18 protein-coding genes and 1 pseudogene are annotated in these 18,270 nt (G+C 55.0%); 13 read left to right on the forward strand and 6 right to left on the reverse strand.

The annotated features are described in order from the left end of the window. Window positions 1–8: 8 nt before the first annotated feature. The gene (gene rsmH / locus Q0336_RS02145; RefSeq protein WP_298525098.1) at window positions 9–926 is read right to left on the reverse strand and encodes a 16S rRNA (cytosine(1402)-N(4))-methyltransferase RsmH; all 918 of its coding nucleotides are present in this window, start codon (window positions 924–926) and stop codon (window positions 9–11) included. A gap of 361 nt (window positions 927–1,287) precedes the next feature. On the opposite strand from rsmH, the gene dapA reads away from it, so the two are divergent. The 13 genes and pseudogenes from dapA (at window position 1,288) to dnaA (ending at window position 16,016) form a co-directional block, all read left to right on the forward strand. Further along, entirely contained in the window at window positions 1,288–2,205 is a 918-nt protein-coding gene (gene dapA, locus Q0336_RS02150; protein WP_298525101.1) for a 4-hydroxy-tetrahydrodipicolinate synthase, read from the forward strand. Window positions 2,206–2,225: 20 nt separating this feature from the next. Beyond that, the gene (locus Q0336_RS02155) at window positions 2,226–2,861 is read left to right on the forward strand and encodes a YigZ family protein (protein ID WP_298525104.1); all 636 of its coding nucleotides are present in this window, start codon (window positions 2,226–2,228) and stop codon (window positions 2,859–2,861) included. A 10-nt stretch (window positions 2,862–2,871) separates the two neighbouring features. Then, complete coding sequence (locus Q0336_RS02160; RefSeq protein WP_298525109.1) at window positions 2,872–4,392, forward strand: lipopolysaccharide biosynthesis protein; 1,521 nt, start codon at window positions 2,872–2,874, stop codon at window positions 4,390–4,392. A gap of 65 nt (window positions 4,393–4,457) precedes the next feature. Next, a complete protein-coding gene (locus Q0336_RS02165) occupies window positions 4,458–4,946 on the forward strand; it encodes an SPOR domain-containing protein (protein WP_298525112.1) in 489 nt (162 codons plus the stop codon). Window positions 4,947–4,983: 37 nt separating this feature from the next. After that, window positions 4,984–6,003 carry a UDP-N-acetylmuramate dehydrogenase gene (murB, locus tag Q0336_RS02170; protein WP_298525115.1) on the forward strand — a complete coding sequence of 340 codons (1,020 nt, stop codon included), beginning with the start codon at window positions 4,984–4,986 and terminating at the stop codon, window positions 6,001–6,003. 265 nt (window positions 6,004–6,268) lie between these two features. Next, a complete protein-coding gene (gene lipB / locus Q0336_RS02175) occupies window positions 6,269–7,768 on the forward strand; it encodes a lipoyl(octanoyl) transferase LipB (RefSeq protein ID WP_298525118.1) in 1,500 nt (499 codons plus the stop codon). 47 nt (window positions 7,769–7,815) lie between these two features. After that, window positions 7,816–8,196, forward strand: a pseudogene (locus Q0336_RS02180) (DUF2721 domain-containing protein); the annotation flags it as partial. A gap of 1,230 nt (window positions 8,197–9,426) precedes the next feature. Beyond that, on the forward strand, window positions 9,427–10,185 hold the full coding sequence (locus Q0336_RS02185; RefSeq protein ID WP_298525121.1) for a 16S rRNA (uracil(1498)-N(3))-methyltransferase: 759 nt from the start codon (window positions 9,427–9,429) through the stop codon (window positions 10,183–10,185). A 26-nt stretch (window positions 10,186–10,211) separates the two neighbouring features. Then, a complete protein-coding gene (locus Q0336_RS02190) occupies window positions 10,212–12,077 on the forward strand; it encodes an oxaloacetate decarboxylase (protein WP_298525124.1) in 1,866 nt (621 codons plus the stop codon). Between the two features lie 463 nt (window positions 12,078–12,540). Continuing rightward, window positions 12,541–13,029 carry a hypothetical protein gene (locus Q0336_RS02195; RefSeq protein WP_298525127.1) on the forward strand — a complete coding sequence of 163 codons (489 nt, stop codon included), beginning with the start codon at window positions 12,541–12,543 and terminating at the stop codon, window positions 13,027–13,029. After that, the gene (locus Q0336_RS02200) at window positions 13,026–13,505 is read left to right on the forward strand and encodes an N-acetylmuramoyl-L-alanine amidase (protein WP_298525130.1); all 480 of its coding nucleotides are present in this window, start codon (window positions 13,026–13,028) and stop codon (window positions 13,503–13,505) included. Before Q0336_RS02195 ends, Q0336_RS02200 begins: the two co-directional genes overlap by 4 nt. Then, complete coding sequence (locus Q0336_RS02205; protein WP_298525133.1) at window positions 13,498–13,695, forward strand: hypothetical protein; 198 nt, start codon at window positions 13,498–13,500, stop codon at window positions 13,693–13,695. The genes Q0336_RS02200 and Q0336_RS02205 overlap by 8 nt, the downstream gene beginning before the upstream one ends. Window positions 13,696–14,648: 953 nt before the next feature. Further along, a complete protein-coding gene (dnaA, locus tag Q0336_RS02210) occupies window positions 14,649–16,016 on the forward strand; it encodes a chromosomal replication initiator protein DnaA (protein ID WP_298525136.1) in 1,368 nt (455 codons plus the stop codon). A gap of 167 nt (window positions 16,017–16,183) precedes the next feature. On the opposite strand, the gene Q0336_RS02215 is transcribed toward dnaA, so the two are convergent. From Q0336_RS02215 to rplN, 5 genes are all read right to left on the reverse strand, one after another. Further along, window positions 16,184–16,384 (reverse strand): hypothetical protein, encoded by a 201-nt coding sequence (locus Q0336_RS02215; RefSeq protein WP_298525139.1) that lies wholly within the window; start codon window positions 16,382–16,384, stop codon window positions 16,184–16,186. A 343-nt stretch (window positions 16,385–16,727) separates the two neighbouring features. Continuing rightward, window positions 16,728–16,997, reverse strand: coding sequence for a 30S ribosomal protein S14 (gene rpsN, locus Q0336_RS02220; protein ID WP_021667372.1), 270 nt, complete (start codon window positions 16,995–16,997; stop codon window positions 16,728–16,730). A 5-nt stretch (window positions 16,998–17,002) separates the two neighbouring features. Further along, window positions 17,003–17,563 carry a 50S ribosomal protein L5 gene (gene rplE / locus Q0336_RS02225; protein WP_021667373.1) on the reverse strand — a complete coding sequence of 187 codons (561 nt, stop codon included), beginning with the start codon at window positions 17,561–17,563 and terminating at the stop codon, window positions 17,003–17,005. After that, entirely contained in the window at window positions 17,563–17,883 is a 321-nt protein-coding gene (gene rplX / locus Q0336_RS02230; RefSeq protein WP_297191561.1) for a 50S ribosomal protein L24, read from the reverse strand. The genes rplE and rplX overlap by 1 nt, the downstream gene beginning before the upstream one ends. Window positions 17,884–17,904: 21 nt before the next feature. After that, complete coding sequence (gene rplN, locus Q0336_RS02235) at window positions 17,905–18,270, reverse strand: 50S ribosomal protein L14 (protein WP_009432249.1); 366 nt, start codon at window positions 18,268–18,270, stop codon at window positions 17,905–17,907.

Consider the following 18,270-nt stretch of genomic DNA (forward strand, 5'->3'; position numbering starts at 1 on the left):
GGCAAGCGTCAGAGCAATTCGGCGATGCGGAGCTTGGCGCTACGGGCACGAGGATTGCGGGCGATCTCCTCGGCAGAAGGCGTGATGGGCTTGCGTGTGACGAGCCTCCATGAGGCGGAGGAAGCCCCATAGATACGGGCATCGTCGGTGTCGTCGCCCTGACGAAGGAAGTTCTTCACGAGGCGATCCTCCAGAGAGTGGTAGGTCATGATGACGAGTCGTCCCCCAGGGCGAAGGACTCGCTTAGTCCCCTCTAGGAGTTCCTCTAGGGCATTCAGCTCGCCATTGACTTCGATGCGTAGGGCTTGGAAGATGCAGGAGAGTTGCTTCTTCTCCTGATCAGGGCGCACAAGGGGGCGAACGACCGAGGTTAGATCCCCCACACGCTGCAGAGGAGCTGCCGAGCGTGCCTGGACGATACGGCGAGCGATCTGGCGGCTCTGCTTCAGCTCGCCGTAGCGGTAGAAGATATCTGCTAGCATCGCTTCGTCGTACTCATTGAGTATATCCCGAGCCGAGCGGCCTGCTCGATTATTCATGCGCATATCCAGCAGAGGGGCTTCGTCTCTGAAGCTAAAGCCACGCTCCATATCATCGAAGTGATGGGACGAGACCCCGAGGTCTGCCAAGAGGGCATCTACCCGTCCGAGGCATCCATAGTAGTCCATGAAGCGCTCGAGGTGCCGGAAGTTCGAAGCGATAAAGGTGAACTGCTCACTCGCCAGAGCTCGGGAGGCAGCATCTGGATCTTGGTCGAAGGAGTACAGATGCCCCCCCGCCGAGAGTCGCTCAAGTATCGCACGCGAATGACCTCCGCCACCGAAGGTCACATCGACATAGCACCCCTCTGGGCTAAGTTCCATTCCCTCGAGGCATTCCTGTAGCATGACAGGCACATGATAGTCTTCAGCTTGTACGATACTCATATTATTCACACAATATCGGGCAAAGGTACGGAATATAGCGCAAACGACCCGAGTTTCACCCCGTCTTCGGAGGCTCTTCTCAGCACGAAATTTATCCCCGCCACAAAGCCTGCTGCGGAGCGCCTTCTGAAGGGGTCAAAAAAAACCTACTGTAGGTCGCCTTGACGACCCACGGTAGGTCGCATCGACGACCCACAGTAGGTTTTTCCGACGACCTACCGTAGGGTCCTTTTTGGGGGTACGCCATCCTTACAGCTAGACCTTTAGGAGCATGGCCTTTGCGCTCTGTGGACAACGTCCGCAAAATCACTAACTTTGCCTTCGGGAGATCCCCACATTTATGGTTGTAGAAGAGCAAGCTATGAGCAAACATCCCTTTCGTGGTATGGGCGTGGCACTGGTCACCCCCTTCACCGAGCAAGAAGAGGTAGACTACAAGAGCCTTGAGCGGCTCATCGAGCACCTCCTGCGTGACCAAGCCACAGACTTCATCGTCATCCACGGCACGACAGGCGAATCGCCTTGCCTTACCCGCCAGGAGCGGAATCAGGTCATCCAGCACATCATCCAGCAGGTCGCAGGGCGCTGCCCTCTGATGGTCGGGCTCGGAGGGAATAATACCCGAGAGATCGGCGAACGCATCAGCGAGCTTGACCCTACGGGACTCTCGGGCGTGCTCTCCGTCGTCCCCTACTACAACAAGCCCTCCCAAGAAGGCATGTACCGCCACTTCGCCCACCTAGCGGAGCGAAGCCCACTGCCGATCGTCCTCTACAACGTCCCTGGGCGTGTCGGTGTCAATATGGCTCCCAGCACGGCAGTGCGTCTGGCACGTGACTTCGACAACATCATCGGGATCAAGGAAGCTTCGGGCTTCCCCCAACAGGCAGAGCAAATCACCTCCTGCGAACTCCCCGAAGACTTCGTCGTCCTCTCGGGCGATGATGCCCTCACCGTGCCCTTCATCCAGAACGGTGCTCAGGGAGTCATCTCTGTCGTGGGCAACGCTTACCCCCGCCTCTTCTCCCACCTCACCCATCTAGCGATGGACGGACGACTCAACGAGGCAGACATGATCCAGACTGAGATGCGTCAGATCAATACGCAGCTCTTCCAAGAAGGAAACCCCGTCGGGATCAAGGCACTGCTCTACCTCATGCGTCTGATCGACAGCAACCAGCTTCGCCTGCCGCTTGTCCCTGCTAGTCCCGAACTCATGGAGCGCCTCGACGCTACACGCAAGGCACTAGATGCCTACGCAGCCCACCTCTTCGCTTAGCCCGCTTAGCCCGACAAGACTTGAGCACAACGAGAGCTAACGAAGCCGAGGAGACACAATCCGACAGCTATTGGACCCTTGCCGCGCCCTCCGAAGGCGAGTATTCGGAGAAGCGGAGTAAGTTCCTTGCCTTTGCCTACCCCGTCACCACAGAGGAGGAGGCGATGGCTCGTGTGGCAGAGCTACGTGCCAAATACTATGATGCTCGGCATGTCTGCTGGGCTTATCGCCTAGGGCCTACGGGAGAACCCTACCGTGCCAACGATGACGGAGAGCCCTCGGGCACCGCAGGGAAACCTATCCACGGGATCCTTGTCTCCCTCGGCTTGACCGAGGTCATCGTCCTCGTGGTACGCTACTTCGGAGGAGTCAAGCTCGGGACGAGCGGACTCATCGAAGCCTACCGCGAAGCAGCCCTCGCCGCCCTAGAAGAAGCGCCCCGCAAAGAATGTATCTTGCAGGAGCGTCTCAGCGTCTCCTTCCCCTATGATCTGATGGGCCCCATCATGCGTCAAGTCAAGGAGACCGAAGCCAAAGTCCTCGTCCAAGACTTCAGAGAGTCCTGCCTCCTCCAGCTGGAGATACGAGCAGGTCGTCTCGACGAACTCTTCACTCGCCTAGAGCGCATCTACGGGGTAGAACTCAAAAAAGAATAGAATGGAAGAAATGGAAGATAACGAGCAGAAACCTCAAGAACGCCTCGGTGAAATCCCCGAGGATATAGCTACACTCAAAGGAAAATCGGTCTCAGGCTTCGGCTGGGCTACCGCCCAGCAACTCCTAGGCCGTCTGACGACCTTCTCTGTCAACCTTGTCCTAGCACGTCTCCTCGTCCCCGAGGACTTCGGTGTCGTAGCTGTACTCAACATCTTCATCGCTATATCCATGGCTCTCGCTGATGCTGGCTTTGCCTCCTCATTAGCACGAACTGAGCATCTAGATGAAAAAGACACTTCTACGGTCTTCTACTTCACAGCGACAATGGGGCTCATCCTCTATGGGATATTCTTCACAGCAGCTCCTTGGATCGCCGACTACTTCCACAACCCCCTCTTGACCGATGTATTAAGGGTCCTAGCATTAAGCTTCGTCATCTACGCTCCGGGAAACGTCCCTGGTATCCTAATCTGGCGAAAGATGAAATTCCGCCAAGAGGTCTATATCCAGATAATACAAGGTCTAATCAGTGGTAGCGTAGGCATTATCATGGCACTGTGTGGCTTCCGCTATTGGTCCTTAGTAGCTCTTGCTATTGTAAATGCCGCCGTACGGGTAGCCCTACTCTTCTACTTCTCGGGGTGGTATCCTAAGCTCGTCTTCTGCAAAGAGCGCCTTAAGCTTCATTTTGCCTTTGGATCACGGATGGCCATCTCTAAGATCATTGTTTCAGCCTACGACAATCTCACCTTAGCTGTCATCGGGCGCAACTTCTCAACTCGCACCCTAGGGCTATACAACAACGCCAATTCGCTCTATGTCGTTCCTGTCGCAACTATGGCGGATCCGATCTATAAGGTGACCTACCCCATCCTAGTAAAGATGCAGAAGGACCCCGACAGACTCAGAGCTGGATATCGTCGTATGATCCGTTTACTCTTCCAGCTTTCATGCCCCGTAATGAGTCTTCTCATCGCCCTTTCTTCCCCTCTATACCACTTTCTCTATGGAGACAAATGGATGGAAGCTGCTCCATTCTTCCAAATCCTTTGTATCTGTGGAATACTCTATCCAATCAACTCGTATAATTCAAATATCCTCGAAGTAACTGGTCGCAGTGACCTACACCTACGCCTCGAGATAGCACGTCGCACCATCGGTATCATAGCCATCTTCACTGGACTACTCTTTGGAGTCTACGGACTCCTATGGAGCTCCGTAATTACCCAGGTGATTTATTTATACATCAACACATACTATTCGGGACGAATCATCAGCTATCCACTAATACAACAGCTGGGCGAGCTCCTCCCATTTGCTCTGATGGCAGGGATAGCAGGTGGGGCTGTCTGGGTCATAGACAACATGCTATTATCTAATTTTGCCGACTTCTTCCGTTTATCCTTGGGGAGCTTAGTGATGGGGATAGTATATCTCCTCCTGGCCTATCTCTTCACTCGTGAAGATCTACTCTATGTGTGGAGACTCGTGCTCCACCATGTCCTGCGCCGTCCCGCTCACCAGTCCTAATTATTTGTTACCTTTGTAGATAATAGACTACATTGGATCACGTCCATAATCACAGAAATAGAATTATGAAGAAGATTATCTTGGCCTCTTTTGCCCTGATCGCAGCTGTATCACTGAGCTCCTGCGGATCGAAGAAGAAGAGTGCTTACCGCAAGGCCTATGAGCAGGCCAAGCAGCGTGAGATCGCTACCCAAGACTCCAAGACCACGGTACAGTATGAAGCTCCCGTCGCCACTGCTCAGGAAAGACCTGCCGTCCCTGTGACTGTGCGCAAGGAGCGTGTCACCACCTATCAGGGCGAAGATGCTACCCGCCTCAAGCGCTTCAGCGTCGTCGTCGGGAGCTTCCAGAATCCTACCAATGCCCGCAACCTCAAGGAGCGCATGGTACAGGCTGGCTACAACGCTGTCCTAGCGACTAACGAAGTAGGTATGCTGCGCGTCATCGTATCCAGCTTCGACACCAGAGCAGAAGCTGCAGCTAGCCGCGAAGCTATCAAGGCTCGCTTTGCTCCTGACTTCAAGGATGCTTGGCTCCTAGAGAACGACAACTAAGAGAAGGAGCCCCACTCGGGCTACACCATATCCAAATATGGAGATACTACAGAACTACTCGCTACGCACACTCAATACCTTCGGCATCGATGCCCAAGCAGACTGGTTCATCCCATTCACTAGCATCGAAGACCTGCAGCTCCTGAGCCGTGATGAGTACTTCCAAGAGTGTCGCTGTATCACCATTGGCGAGGGGAGCAATCTGCTCTTCCTCGCCAATTTTCATGGGATAGTCCTGCACTCCAAGATCCTCGGTCGGCAAGTCATCGCCGAGACAGAGGAGACTGTGGACATGCTCGTGGGCTCAGGTGTACACTGGGACGACTTCGTCGCAGAGATGGTCGACCTTGGGCTGTATGGTGTGGAGAACCTCTCCCTCATCCCTGGACAAGTAGGAGCCGCTGCCATCCAGAACATCGGAGCCTACGGAGCAGAGGTAAGCCAAGTCATCCAAGAGGTGCACACTGTGAATCGTCGTAGCGGTGAGGTGCGTCACTTCTCTCAGCACGAGTGCAACTACAGCTACCGACACAGCATCTTCAAGGAACCCGAATGGGCAGACTACATCGTCACGCATGTCGTCCTTCGTCTCTCGAAGAAGCCTGCTCTTCACCTCGACTATGCAGATCTTCGTGAGCGTGTCACCTCACACACCGCCGAGCCGACGGCTGCTGACGTAAGAAGAGAAGTCATCCGTATTCGCCAAGAGAAGCTACCCGACCCTGCGACGCTTGGCAATGCAGGAAGCTTCTTCATGAATCCCATCATCTCTCCCGAAGCCTTTGCTGAGCTTCTGAAGGCACACCCCAATGCTCCCCACTATCTCCTAGAGGATGGTCGAGTCAAAGTCCCTGCGGGCTGGCTCATCGACCGCTGTGGGCTCAAGGGTTATCGCCTCGGGCATGCAGGAGTCTATGAGAAACAAGCCCTTGTCCTAGTTAATGCCGATGGTGAGGCTACGGGACAAGACATAGCTCGCCTAGCCGAATATATTCAGGAGCAAGTCCAGCAGCACTTCGGGATACGCATCGAGCCTGAGGTAAGGTACATCTCCTAAGCGCATAGCGAGGAAGGTCTCCTAGTGTGCGATCTTCCAGCTTGCAAGTGAGAGGCATGTGCCTTAGCTATTAGTAGCTACTAGCTCATAGGCACCCTCCCCTTCCCCATAGGACGATCCTCTCATTTAGCTTGAGAGCTAAACCTCATGCTCTAGGCTCTCACCCTTCTCCTTGATGCCTATTCTCCCTCATTATCTTCTACTCATCCCTAGGCTTAGCATCGTGAGACGCTAAGCTCATTGGGAAGAGCTCCCCACATCACTTATGAAGGTTATACTTCTCGGCACGGGCACCAGCACGGGCATTCCTGAAGTTGGCTGTGGCTGTCCTGTCTGTCACAGTGCTGACCCTCGTGACCGCCGTCTACGCACCTCTGCTCTGGTCATCACCGATTCGGGGCATCGGATCCTCATCGACTGCGGTCCTGACTTCCACTATCAAGCGACACGTCTTGGCATCGATCGGATCGATGCGATCTTGCTGACGCACGAGCACTACGATCACACGTTTGGGCTGGATGATGTCCGCACCATCGCTTGGAGGGAAGACATTCCTATCTACGGGCAGCAACGAGTCCTTGACTCGGTGAAGGCACGCATGCACTATGTCTTCAGCCCCAACCCTTACCCAGGCACTCCTCGCTTCAAGCTCCATCCCATAGAGGAGGGGGCTGATACTTCATTTGAACTCTTCGGAGAGCAAGTGACACCGATTTCGCTGGCTCACGGAGCGCTGCCCATCGTCGGCTATCGCATCGGTTCGCTGAGCTACATCACGGACATGAAGAGCATCGAACTAGAGGAATGGGCTAAGGTAAGTGGCTCACAGCTCCTGGTCATCAATGCTCTGCGCTACCAGCGTCCGCATCCCAGCCATCAGTCGATCCAAGATGTTGAGCGTCTCCTCCCCCGCCTATCGGAGCGTCCCGAGCTGACGCTACTGACGCACCTTTCTCACCATGCCCCTTCGCACGCACAGATCTCCAGCCTTCTGCCCGAAGATCTCCAGCCCGCCTATGACTTCGAGTATATCGAAGTAGACAAGGCGGGCGTGCATGTCCTCCCTCTACCTGCCTATCAAGAGCCCTACACCTATCGGGATCTCGGACGCATCGCCTATGCAGAAGCTTGGGCGAAGCAGAAGGAGCTCTTCGAAGCACAGCTTGAGGCGAAGCACGAAGGTCGCCCAACGGAGAGCTACCTCCTCTTCTGCGAGCACAATCCGGTCTTCACCATGGGTAAGCACGCCAACGTGGCGAACATGCTGATGAGCGAAGACTTCCTCCGAGATCATGGCTATGACTACTTCACCGTCGAGCGTGGAGGGGATGTGACCTACCATGGTCCAGGGCAGATCACGGGCTATCCGATCCTTGACTTGGAGCGTTTCGGACTTGGGCTCAAGGCCTACATTGACCTTCTGGAGCAATCGGTCATCGAGCTACTACGCTTCTACCGCATCGAGTCTACGCTCAAGGCGGGTGCTACGGGTGTCTGGCTGGATGTCGGTGACCCAGTGAAGGAGCGCAAGATCTGCGCCATCGGAGTCAAGAGCAGCCGCTATGTGACGATGCACGGCTTCGCACTGAATGTCAACACCGACCTTTCGCCCTTCCATCTGATCAACCCTTGTGGCTTCAAGGATGGCAAGGTGACCTCGATCGCCGAGGAGCTAGGTAAGGAAGTGGACATGACGGTAGCCAAGCACATGCTCGCCTCGATCCTGCACCGTCGTCTGTCGGCGCTCCTACCTCCTCGCTTTTAGTTTTTCTTTAGTTTGACCCCTATCATTGATCATATCTTATGACAGTAATGACTGAGCTTAATCTGACGACGCCGTCTCTTCTTTTCTCGGCGATCTCGTTGATCCTGCTCGCCTACACCAACCGCTTCCTCTCCTACGCTTCGATTGTCCGCAATCTGCAGGAGCGCTACGAGAACAACCCCGACGCTGAGAGCACTTCACTCAAGCAGATCGAAAATCTCTACCTCCGCCTCAAGCTCATCCGTGCGATGCAGATCCTCGGCGCAGGCAGTCTCTTGGCATGTCTGACGGCGATGTTCCTCTTCTACATCGTGTGGGACATCCTTGCGGGCATTGTCTTTGGCTTCGGGATGATCCTGCTGGCGCTCTCCCTCTGCGTCTGCATCTGGGAGATCCAGATCTCGGTCAAGGCCCTGAACCTCAATCTCCATTCGCTGCGTCGGGAGTATGGCAGTTCGCTCCGTCAGCGTCCTGACGAAGAGACCCTCCTGAGAGAGAAGTCCAAGAGCAAGAAAAAGAAGAAGAAGGACAAAGACAAGGATACATCCGAACAAACAGCTACACCTGCTCCTACTCCAGCACAGCCCCAGCAGTCTCGCCAGTCTCAGGGGCAGAACCAAGGGCAAGGACAGGGCCGTCAGCGCTCTAATGCTCCTACAGAAGCTCCTGCCGACAAGACGGGAGAGGACAGGTCTCGCCAGCAGCGTCAGCAGCCCCGAGGAGGAGAGCGTCCCGCCCAGCGTGAGGACCGTGCTTCCCGCGGCGAAGAAGCACGCACGCAGTCGCAGCGAGACGAGCGCACCGACCGCCAGCCTAGAGGCGAGCGTTCGGCTCAAGATCAGCGCTCTCAGGAAGGTCGTGAACAAGGCTCACGCAACAACCCTCGCCGTCAGCGCCCCGAGCGTAGCGAAGAAGCTACCGCTAGCACTACCGAAGCAGCGACTGCAGAAGCTCCAGCTCAGCAGCGTGCTCCTCGCCCTGAGTCAGGTCAAGAGCGCCGTCAGCGCCCCGAGCGCACGGAGCGTGGTGAAGCTCGACGCACCGCAGAGCCTTCGCCTAGTCCTGCTCGCAGCGAAGAGCGTCCTGAGCGGGAAGCTCTTCCTCAGCCCACCCAGAGCCCAGTTAGCCGTCCAGCCGAGCCTACGACGGAGCCAGCACAGCGTACCGAACTACCTGCCGTCCGCATCAGCCAGCCTACAAGCACGGCAGAAAGTCGCCCCGCTCGCCCCATGAGCTACGAAGAAGCCGTCGCTCGTCAGCGTGAAGCTCAGGAGCATGCCAATCAGTCTGCCCCTAGCTCCTACGAGCACAGCGACGACGCTCACGAATAGGCTACACCACAGGCCGATAGCATCGGTCTCGACCTCTAGCGAGGCTCCTCTATCCTACGGGGTAGAGGGGCCTCGCTTGTTTTGGGTCGGAAGGGGCTTCTCAGAGTCCGCATAAACAGAGGGTTTGAGAGACCCCCTTAGGACCCTACCGTGGATCGCCTTGACGACCCACGGTAGGTCGTCGAGGCGACCCACAGTAGGTTTCAAGGACGACCTACCGTAGGTCTCTTTGGCGCTCATCCGAGGAGTTTCGTCCGATCGCCTCATATCCTGCGGTTTTTCAGCGTAAAAAGACTAACTTTGATACGAGGAAACAATGATGAACAAATGAAAGACCTACCCCTTTTCTATGCCCCTCACCTTCGCGACGACCTCCAGCTCCCCGAGGGTGAGGCGCAGCATGCCCTACGCGTCCTACGCGCGCAGGTGGGTGATGAGTTTCTTGTCACCGATGGGCGGGGTACACTCTTCGAGACCCGAGTCACGGGTGTAGATCGTCGGCATTGTCTCCTGAGCATCCTTCACGAAGAGCCTTGGCAGAAGTACTGGCGAGGCACTTGGAGCGTAGCCATCGCTCCGACGAAGAATCTTGACCGCATCGAATGGATGCTGGAGAAGATGGTCGAGGTAGGTCTCGATGAGATCTTCCTCATCAAGACAAAGCACTCCGAGCGCAAGCATACCAGCGCCGACCGCCTAGAGCGTATCCTTCAGAGTGCCATGAAGCAGTCACACAAGGCTCTCCTGCCTAAGCTTACCACAGACCTTCCTTTCCCCGCCCTCCTCGAGGCGACCTCCGACTACGATCTTCGCCTCATGGCGCACTGTCGTGAGGGACTAGCCCCCGAGCGGACAACCATCGACCGAGTCTTCCGCCCCGAGGCGAAGATCCTTCTGATGATCGGGCCCGAAGGAGACTTCTCCGTCGAAGAGATCCAGAGCGCAGTAGCTGCTCAGTGCCAGCCCATCACGCTTGGCTCGAGCCGACTACGCACCGAGACCGCAGGGCTCATCGGTCTGCAGTGGCTGCACACTCTGGACATGATCGGCCACGGCTCTTCCTTCGCTAAGCAACCAACAAAATAAGTACCCTCATTCAATCACTCACTCTTATGGAACAGAGAGAAATCAAACTAAGCCTTATCTACCGAGATATGTGGCAGTCTTCGGGGAAGTACCAGCCCCGTAAGGATCAGCTTGAGCGTATCGCCCCCGTCTTAGTCGAGATGGGTTGCTTTGCCCGTGTTGAGACCAATGGTGGTGCCTTCGAGCAGGTAAACCTCCTCTACGGCGAGAACCCCAACAAGGCCGTACGTGCCTTCACCAAGCCCCTCAACGAAGCTGGCATCCAGACCCACATGCTCGACCGTGGGCTCAATGGGCTGCGCATGTTCCCCGTGCCTGCCGACGTACGTCGTCTGATGTACAAGGTCAAGAAGGCGCAGGGTGTCGACATCACGCGTATCTTCGACGGGCTCAATGACCCCCGCAACGTCATCCCCTCCATCCACTACGCCAAGGAAGCAGGGATGATCCCTCAGGCTACCCTCTGTATCACACACTCCCCTGTACACACGGTCGAGTACTACGCTGATCTGGCTGACCAGTTCATCGCTGCTGGTGCACCCGAAATCTGTCTCAAGGACATGGCTGGTATCGGTCGTCCTCGCTTCCTCGGTCGTCTGGTCAAGGCCATCAAGACCAAGCACCCCGAAGTCATCATCGAGTACCACGGTCACTCAGGCCCAGGCTTCTCTGTAGCCTCCATGCTCGAGGTCTGCGACAACGGTGCAGATGTCATCGACGTAGCTATGGAGCCCCTCTCTTGGGGTAAGATCCACCCAGACGTCATCACCATTCGTGAGATGCTCGTAGACGCTGGCTACAAGGTGGCAGAGATCAACATGGACGCTTACATGAAGGCTCGTGCACTCACGCAGGAGTTCATCGATGACTTCCTCGGCTACTTCATCAACCCCTCCAACATGCTGACCTCTTCGCTCCTCGTAGGTTGCGGTCTGCCTGGTGGTATGATGGGCTCGATGATGGCTGACCTCAAGGGCGTACACGCTGGGATCAACATGCACCTGCGCAAGAAGGGAGAAGCCGAACTGAGCGTCGATGATCTGCTCGTTCGCCTCTTCGACGAAGTGGCCTACGTATGGCCTCGCCTGGGTTATCCCCCTCTCGTCACCCCCTTCAGCCAGTATGTGAAGAACGTAGCTCTGATGAATGTCTACAACCTCACCATCGGGAAGGGTCGCTGGGAAGCGATTGACAACAACACTTGGGGTATGATCCTCGGGAAGTCTGGTCGTCTGCCCGGTAAGCTCGATCAGGAGATCATTGATCTAGCTAAGGAGAAGGGCTTCGAATTCACCACCGAAGACCCACAGCTCAACTACCCCGATGCGCTGGATAAGTTCCGTGCAGAGATGAAGGAGAACGACTGGGAGCTCGGCGAAGACGACGAAGAACTCTTCGAATTCGCCATGCACGAAGCTCAGTACCGTGACTACAAGAGCGGTGCAGCTAAGGAACGCTTCCAGGCTGAGCTTGACAAGGCTAAGACCGAAGCTCTTGTGAAGAAGGGTTACAGCGCAGAAGATGCTCAGAAGATCAAGCGCCAAGGCACCGAACCCATTCAGGCTCCTGCCTCTGGACAGATCATCTGGGAAGTCGATCCCGAAGACTACTCTACCGCTCCCGCTGTCGGCACCGCAGTCAAGACGGGCGAACCTCTCTGCTACATCCAGACTACAGCTGGCTACTTCGAACCCGTGATCTCCAACTTCACTGGTCGCCTCGCTGAAGTCGTCGCTCAGGGTGCTAACATCCGCAAGGGCGAAGCTCTGGCTTATGTCCGCCCAGCAGACAAGGAAGAGCTCTTCGTCGAAGATGAGCCCGCACGCCTACGCCGTGTAGAGCGCCTCGAAGAAGTGCGCCACGTCCTCCGTGCTCGCCGCGAAAAGAAGTAAGCTCGCACACCTAGGGACGCTCTAAAGTCCCCACAGCTATGCCACGAGGGCTACACTCGGAGTCAAACCACTCCAGTGTAGCCCTCGCTGCATTGGCCTCTACCTTATCTAATAGCTCCGCACGGCTCGATCTCCTAGTTCCGCACAGCCCTGTCTTCCCTCTCGTCCCTCTTGAACTGATACCTCCATCTCCATAAGATAAGCTCTATTCCCTCCAGCAAGCCCCCAGTTGCTCTCCAAGCTCGCGCATAGGTATTCCCCCAGAGAGACCAGCGTAGAGCTCCCCTAGCGCCCCAGCGTAGTGCACGGGGATAGCGACAGCGAAGTATCGTTAAGGGACAATTGAGGAGCATTGGGTTACCCGCCCACGTGCGTGCGAATACCTTTGTATCGCAGCCCCAACGCAGGGGCTACCCCTCTCCCCCGAGTGAGGGTATTTACTTCTTATATATTGTATATGATCATGCGCACGAGACAGCTTATCCACCAGGGCTTCACTTGTGCTCTCCTACTCAGCCCCTGCCTCAGCTGTGGCTCCAGCCACCGACAGCAAGCACGAGTAGAGCACACCGAGCAAAGCTCCCATCATCAAGCCGACACCCGCACCTATCGCACCTTTGCGCTCGACTCGATCGAGCTTGAGGTAAGTGAAGAACTTCGCCTCATCCCCCTTACCTGCGATAGCCTTCCCTCTACTCCACTTCGATCGCTCCTCCCCGCAGAGAAGGGCTGGAGCCTCCGCTACCATAGCAGGCAAGTTGCACGGCACCAAGGCTCCCGACAGGAGGCTTCAGACGAGCTCCAGCAAACGGAGCAAGCCAAGCATCAAGAGCAACTAGATCACTCCTCCAAGAGCTCTAAGAGCGGTCTCAGGCAACTCCTGCTCGAGCTTACCCTATTCCTTTGCCTTCTCCTCGGAGCAGGCTACATCTATCGGAGGATACAGCGATGAGAGCCCAAGATATCCGCTACATCGTCCTGCATTGTAGCGCCACACGATCCGATCGGCCCTATTCTCCCGAAGCCCTTGAGCGGGACCATCGTGCACGAGGCTTCCACGGGGCAGGCTACCACTTCTATATCCGCCAGTCAGGCGAACTTATTCCCCTCCGCCCCTTGCATCAGATAGGTGCGCACGCCAAGGGGTACAATAGCTGTAGCTGGGGCATCTGCTATGAGGGCGGGCTCGACACCAACGGGAAGGGCACGGACACCCGAACCGAAGCACAGAAGGCGACCCTTCGCCAGCTCCTTCTTCGTCTCAAAGGTCTAGCACCCCAAGCCGAGATCTTAGGACATCGTGACCTCAGCCCCGACCGCAATGGAGATGGGCGCATTGATCCCTCTGAATGGATCAAGCTCTGCCCCTGCTTCGATGCACGCACAGAGTACAAGCACCTCACCTCAACAAGCATCTCTCATGGATAGTAAAAGCCCCAAGGCGACCCTACAGCTTTGGATCGCCTCCGTCCTCTGCCTCTTTGGGCTCATCCTGCTAGGCGTAGCCTTCTTCACTCCTCCACCAGGAGAGATTCACTCCAGTGTCCTTGTGGCCTACGGAGAGGTGATGACCTTCGCTGGAGCTCTCTTCGGCATCGACTACCACTATCGCCATTGACCCACCCACAATGCCCCACTTTAGATCCCCTCCTCAGATCTCTTCCTTAGCTCCCCCTTAGAGCTTCCCTTAGCTCCTCCTTAGCTCTCCCTCCTTCTCTAAGCCTAGTCCACTCCTTCCCTAAGCCTACCCCACTCTCTCCTACCTTCCCGATAGCTCTATCCCCATCTCCAAGCACTCTCTTCTACCTTATTCAGACATCTCCTCAAGCTTCTCTCTACAGCCTTCACTTCGGCTCTATTCCCGCTCTCCAATCACCCTCTTCTTCCTTCTTCAAGCATCGTCCCAGAGGCTCACTCTGCAAGCTTCATAGGGCTAGCCCTCACCCTCCATCAATCCTCGCCCTATCAACTCCTCTCTCTAGCTTAGCTCTCCTCTCGAGCTAAGCAGGAGAGAAGGACGAGGAAAGCTCTCGCTGAATAGCTTGGACTTCCCTCGTTCATAATTAGTAAGAGTCTTGTACTACTTTCCCTACCGACACCTTACTTGTGGAAATCTTTTACCCTGGCACCACAGATAGACTATTTATCAAACACTTAGCAAACCATAGCCCTGTGTATAAGTCTGTGAGTAACCTTGTGCATACTCCTCAGAAGCTCTGATTTATAAGTGCTTAGGATAGCCCCCCTTGGGAGCCCTTTGGGAGGATAGTATAAGCCTCTGATAACAAAAGGCATACAGAAGGAACGAGAAAAGCAAACCTTTTCCCGTTTTTTTTTCTCCTAATAATTGGCAAACTTTGCATCAGAAAAGAGATCCCAAGGACACCATCAAGGCATGGCTACCTTACTGCAATATAAAGAGTTAGCCTCCTTCTTGCTTGTGGATAAGCTCTTCAAATCCATCAGAAACGTAGCCCGGCACGCACGGATGCTTCCCCTAGCACCCGAACCCCTCTAGGCTCTATAATAAGTATAATGCTCTTGGCTCACGATTACGCGAGGCATACACTCATGCATACCCCCATCCAACAGGACGGGGAGCAGCTCTGGAAGCAATGCCTCCAGATCATCGCTCGCTCCTGCGATCCTCAGACACTGCAGCGCTGGTTCGCTCCCATCCGCCCCCTCGGGATAGAAACTCGAGAGGACGAGGGGGGATCCTTCGAGGCACTTGTCCTAGAGGTGCCATCGAAGAGCTTCTATGAAGAGCTTCTTCGGGCGCATGAGACCCAGCTCATCCGGGCGCAGCAGGAGGTGCTCACCCCACGTGGGTTAGAGATCTACCTTGCCCCTGCACAAGCAGCTCCTGCCCCCTCTCCCGCTAAGATCGCTCGGACGCAGGACTACACCTCACATCTGAGTGCAGATCTTCGCTTCGAAACCTTCTATGAGAGTGCGTGTAACCGCGAAGCACTTCGCATCGCAGAGGCTACAGCTGCTCGTCCTGGACAAGCACCCCTGAACTTCATCTTCATCTATGGTCCCAGCGGTGTGGGGAAGACCCACCTCTGCCAAGCCATCGGTCAGCGAGCTATGGAGCTTCATCCGACGATGCGTGTATGCTATGTGTCGAGCTCTAAGTTCGAGACGCAGTTCATCCGGGACAGTCTGATGCGTGGGACAGAGCGGGGCATGTTCATCGACTTCTACCAGCAGATGGACATCCTCATCATCGATGACATCCAAGGGCTCATCGGGAAGACCAAGACCCAACAAGCCTTCTTCGATATCTTCAATCACCTCTACCTCCTCGGCAAGCAGATCATCGTCACTTGTGATGTCCCTCCCGTGGACCTCAAGGGCATGGAAGCTCGTATCATGACGCGCATCCAGAGTGCGATGATGCTCCGCATTGATCGTCCTGACCTTGAGCTACGAAGGAAGATCCTTCAGCGTCGTGTCGCAGACAGCGGAGTTGAGCTCGGAGAAGAATGCGTTGAGTTCATCGCCGAGAACATGCAGGACAACGTTCGCCAGCTCGAAGGCGCCATCCGCACGATCGTCACGCACTCGAAGTTCTCGGATCTCGGTGCGGTAGACATCGACATGACCCGCCGCATCGTCGGAGGCACGGTCTCCATCGAGCGCAAGGAGGTGACCCCCGAACTAGTGCTTGACACGGTATGTAAGGTCTTCGGCGTCGAAAAGGAACAGCTTCGCACGCCTTCCCGCAAGTCAGTTCTTGCCCTCCCTCGCCAAGTGACGATGTACCTTGTGAAGAAGCACACCAGCGCTTCGTACAATACCATCGCCCAACTCCTCAACCGCAGCGACCACACGACCATCATGCACGGCTGCAAGGCGATCGAAGGGCGCATCAACATCGAGCCCTCCTTGAAGGAGCGCATTCAACAAGTTGAAGCCAGCTTCTTCGCTTAAAGATACCGATACATAAAAGTAGTGATCCCCACCTCGATATCGAAGTGGGGATCACTGCTTTTTAGCTTCAGCAACAAGTACTCGCTTTACATCAATAAGTACAGCTGATTAGATCCTGGTGCCCGATAATAAGCAAAGCCATCCTAGGCTTAACTAAGAAGGAAGAGTCAGCGACGGGAGGGACTACAGATACCGCAGCGGCCACCGTCCTTAGCACAATGCTTGCAGTAACGGCAGTTCTTGCAAGCCGTGCAGTACTTCTTGCCCGTACAGCGACCACCTTCGGTAGCATGCGAAGAGCTACAGGAGAGGGTCGAAACAGCAAGGAGGGAGAAGGTAAATAGAGAGAGAAGTAATCGACGCTTCATAGTGGGAGATGAATAATTAGGTGATGACACTAAGAGGTGGTGCTATAGTAGGTCAGCAATTCTATATAGGATCCTAGTCGAAGCTATATAGCATTCTTTCAGAAGCAATATTACTACTAACAAAAGTAATATAAGATCCCAATAGAAATAATATTACATTCCAAGCGAAGCTATGCGGACAGCGCAGGAAGCAATAACTTCACACCGCCATTCAGCTGTCATTTCCGAAGTGCTACACGAGCAGATCAGCTACAAAGGAGCAGCAGAAGGACTTCGAACAAAAAGAAGAAGGAGACCGTACACTTGGTACAGTCTCCTTCTTTAGGATTGGTTAGCTAAGAGCTTACCAGCTAGCCTTCTTGACCCCAGGGATGAGGCCGGCAGAAGCCATCTCACGGAACTGAATACGAGAGATGCCGAACTGGCGCATGTAACCCTTAGGACGACCCGTCATGCTGCAGCGGTTGTGCAGACGTACGGGAGAAGCATTCTTAGGCAGAGCCTGGAGCGCTTCGTAGTTCCCTTCGGCCTTGAGCTGAGCACGCTTGGCAGCATACTTAGCGACGAGCTTCGCACGCTTTACTTCGCGTGCCTTCATTGATTCCTTTGCCATAGTATTTAGTTGCCTTTCTTAGCGTTCTTGAATGGGAGGCCGAACTCCTTGAGGAGTGCGTAACCTTCTTCGTCCGTCTGAGCCGAGGTAACGAACGTGATGTTCATACCGAGGATCTTCGTGATACCATCGAGGTTGATCTCAGGGAAGATGATCTGCTCGCTGATACCGAGGGTATAGTTTCCACGGCCATCGAACTTGCTTTCGATCCCCTTGAAGTCACGGATACGAGGAAGAGCGATACGGATCAGACGTTCGAGGAACTCGTACATCTGCTCACGACGCAGGGTAACCATGACACCGATAGGCATCTTCTTACGAAGCTTGAAGTTAGAGATGTCCTTCTTAGAGACCGTAGCTACAGCCTTCTGACCAGTGATGGCAGAAAGCTCAGCGATAGCGACATCGATGATCTTCTTATCGGCCGTAGCGATACCAAGACCCTGGTTGATGACGATCTTCTTGAGGACGGGCACCTGCATTCTGGACTTGTATCCGAACTGCTGAAGCAGGGCAGGAACGATGCGTTCCTTATATTCGTTCTTTAGACTTGCAGTATTGCTCATTACTTGATCTCCTCTCCTGACTTTTTGGAATAACGTACAAGCTTCCCTTCGTCATTGAGACGACGACCGATACGCGTAGCCTTACCCGTCGTAGGATCTAGGACGTTGAGCTTAGCGATATGGATAGGAGCTTCCTTCTTCTCGATACCCCCCTGAGGGTTCTTAGCGCTGGGCTTAGCATGCTTAGCGACGATGGCTACACCCTCGACGATCGCACGCTGCTTGTCGACGAGGACTTCGAGCACGCGTCCCGTCTTACCCTTGTCTACACCGCTGAGGACGACGACCTGGTCGCCCTTCTTGATATGTAACTTACTCATTTCTTCTTTCGTCTTTAAGGGTTAGAGGACTTCAGGCGCGAGAGAAACGATCTTCATATTCACGGCACGCAGCTCACGAGCCACAGGGCCGAAGATACGGCTACCACGCATATCGCCAGCAGCGTTGAGGAGTACGCAAGCGTTGTCATCGAAGCGGATGTAGGAGCCATCGGGACGACGGACTTCCTTCTTGGTACGCACGATGATCGCCTTGGAGACGACCCCCTTCTTCAGGTCAGAAGAAGGGATGACGCTCTTGACAGCAACGACGATGATATCACCGACAGAGGCATAGCGACGGCGAGTCCCGCCGAGGACACGGATACAAAGGGCTTCCTTAGCTCCGCTATTGTCTGCTACTACGAGTCTTGATTCTTGCTGGATCAT

It is taken from the genome of uncultured Porphyromonas sp. (assembly GCF_938039215.1).
Lineage (GTDB): Bacteria > Bacteroidota > Bacteroidia > Bacteroidales > Porphyromonadaceae > Porphyromonas.

Coding starts and splice junctions, on each gene's coding strand:
- Q0336_RS02195 (WP_298525127.1), top strand. CDS start 12,541: ATGCGCACGAGACAGCTTATCCACCAGGGCTTCACTTGTGCTCTCCTA.
- rplN (WP_009432249.1), bottom strand. CDS start 18,270: ATGATCCAGCAAGAATCAAGACTCGTAGTAGCAGACAATAGCGGAGCT.
- Q0336_RS02190 (WP_298525124.1), top strand. CDS start 10,212: ATGGAACAGAGAGAAATCAAACTAAGCCTTATCTACCGAGATATGTGG.
- rplX (WP_297191561.1), bottom strand. CDS start 17,883: ATGAGTAAGTTACATATCAAGAAGGGCGACCAGGTCGTCGTCCTCAGC.
- dnaA (WP_298525136.1), top strand. CDS start 14,649: ATGCATACCCCCATCCAACAGGACGGGGAGCAGCTCTGGAAGCAATGC.
- Q0336_RS02160 (WP_298525109.1), top strand. CDS start 2,872: ATGGAAGATAACGAGCAGAAACCTCAAGAACGCCTCGGTGAAATCCCC.
- murB (WP_298525115.1), top strand. CDS start 4,984: ATGGAGATACTACAGAACTACTCGCTACGCACACTCAATACCTTCGGC.
- Q0336_RS02205 (WP_298525133.1), top strand. CDS start 13,498: ATGGATAGTAAAAGCCCCAAGGCGACCCTACAGCTTTGGATCGCCTCC.
- Q0336_RS02215 (WP_298525139.1), bottom strand. CDS start 16,384: ATGAAGCGTCGATTACTTCTCTCTCTATTTACCTTCTCCCTCCTTGCT.
- Q0336_RS02165 (WP_298525112.1), top strand. CDS start 4,458: ATGAAGAAGATTATCTTGGCCTCTTTTGCCCTGATCGCAGCTGTATCA.
- Q0336_RS02185 (WP_298525121.1), top strand. CDS start 9,427: ATGAAAGACCTACCCCTTTTCTATGCCCCTCACCTTCGCGACGACCTC.
- rplE (WP_021667373.1), bottom strand. CDS start 17,563: ATGAGCAATACTGCAAGTCTAAAGAACGAATATAAGGAACGCATCGTT.
- dapA (WP_298525101.1), top strand. CDS start 1,288: ATGAGCAAACATCCCTTTCGTGGTATGGGCGTGGCACTGGTCACCCCC.
- Q0336_RS02200 (WP_298525130.1), top strand. CDS start 13,026: ATGAGAGCCCAAGATATCCGCTACATCGTCCTGCATTGTAGCGCCACA.
- lipB (WP_298525118.1), top strand. CDS start 6,269: ATGAAGGTTATACTTCTCGGCACGGGCACCAGCACGGGCATTCCTGAA.
- rpsN (WP_021667372.1), bottom strand. CDS start 16,997: ATGGCAAAGGAATCAATGAAGGCACGCGAAGTAAAGCGTGCGAAGCTC.
- rsmH (WP_298525098.1), bottom strand. CDS start 926: ATGAGTATCGTACAAGCTGAAGACTATCATGTGCCTGTCATGCTACAG.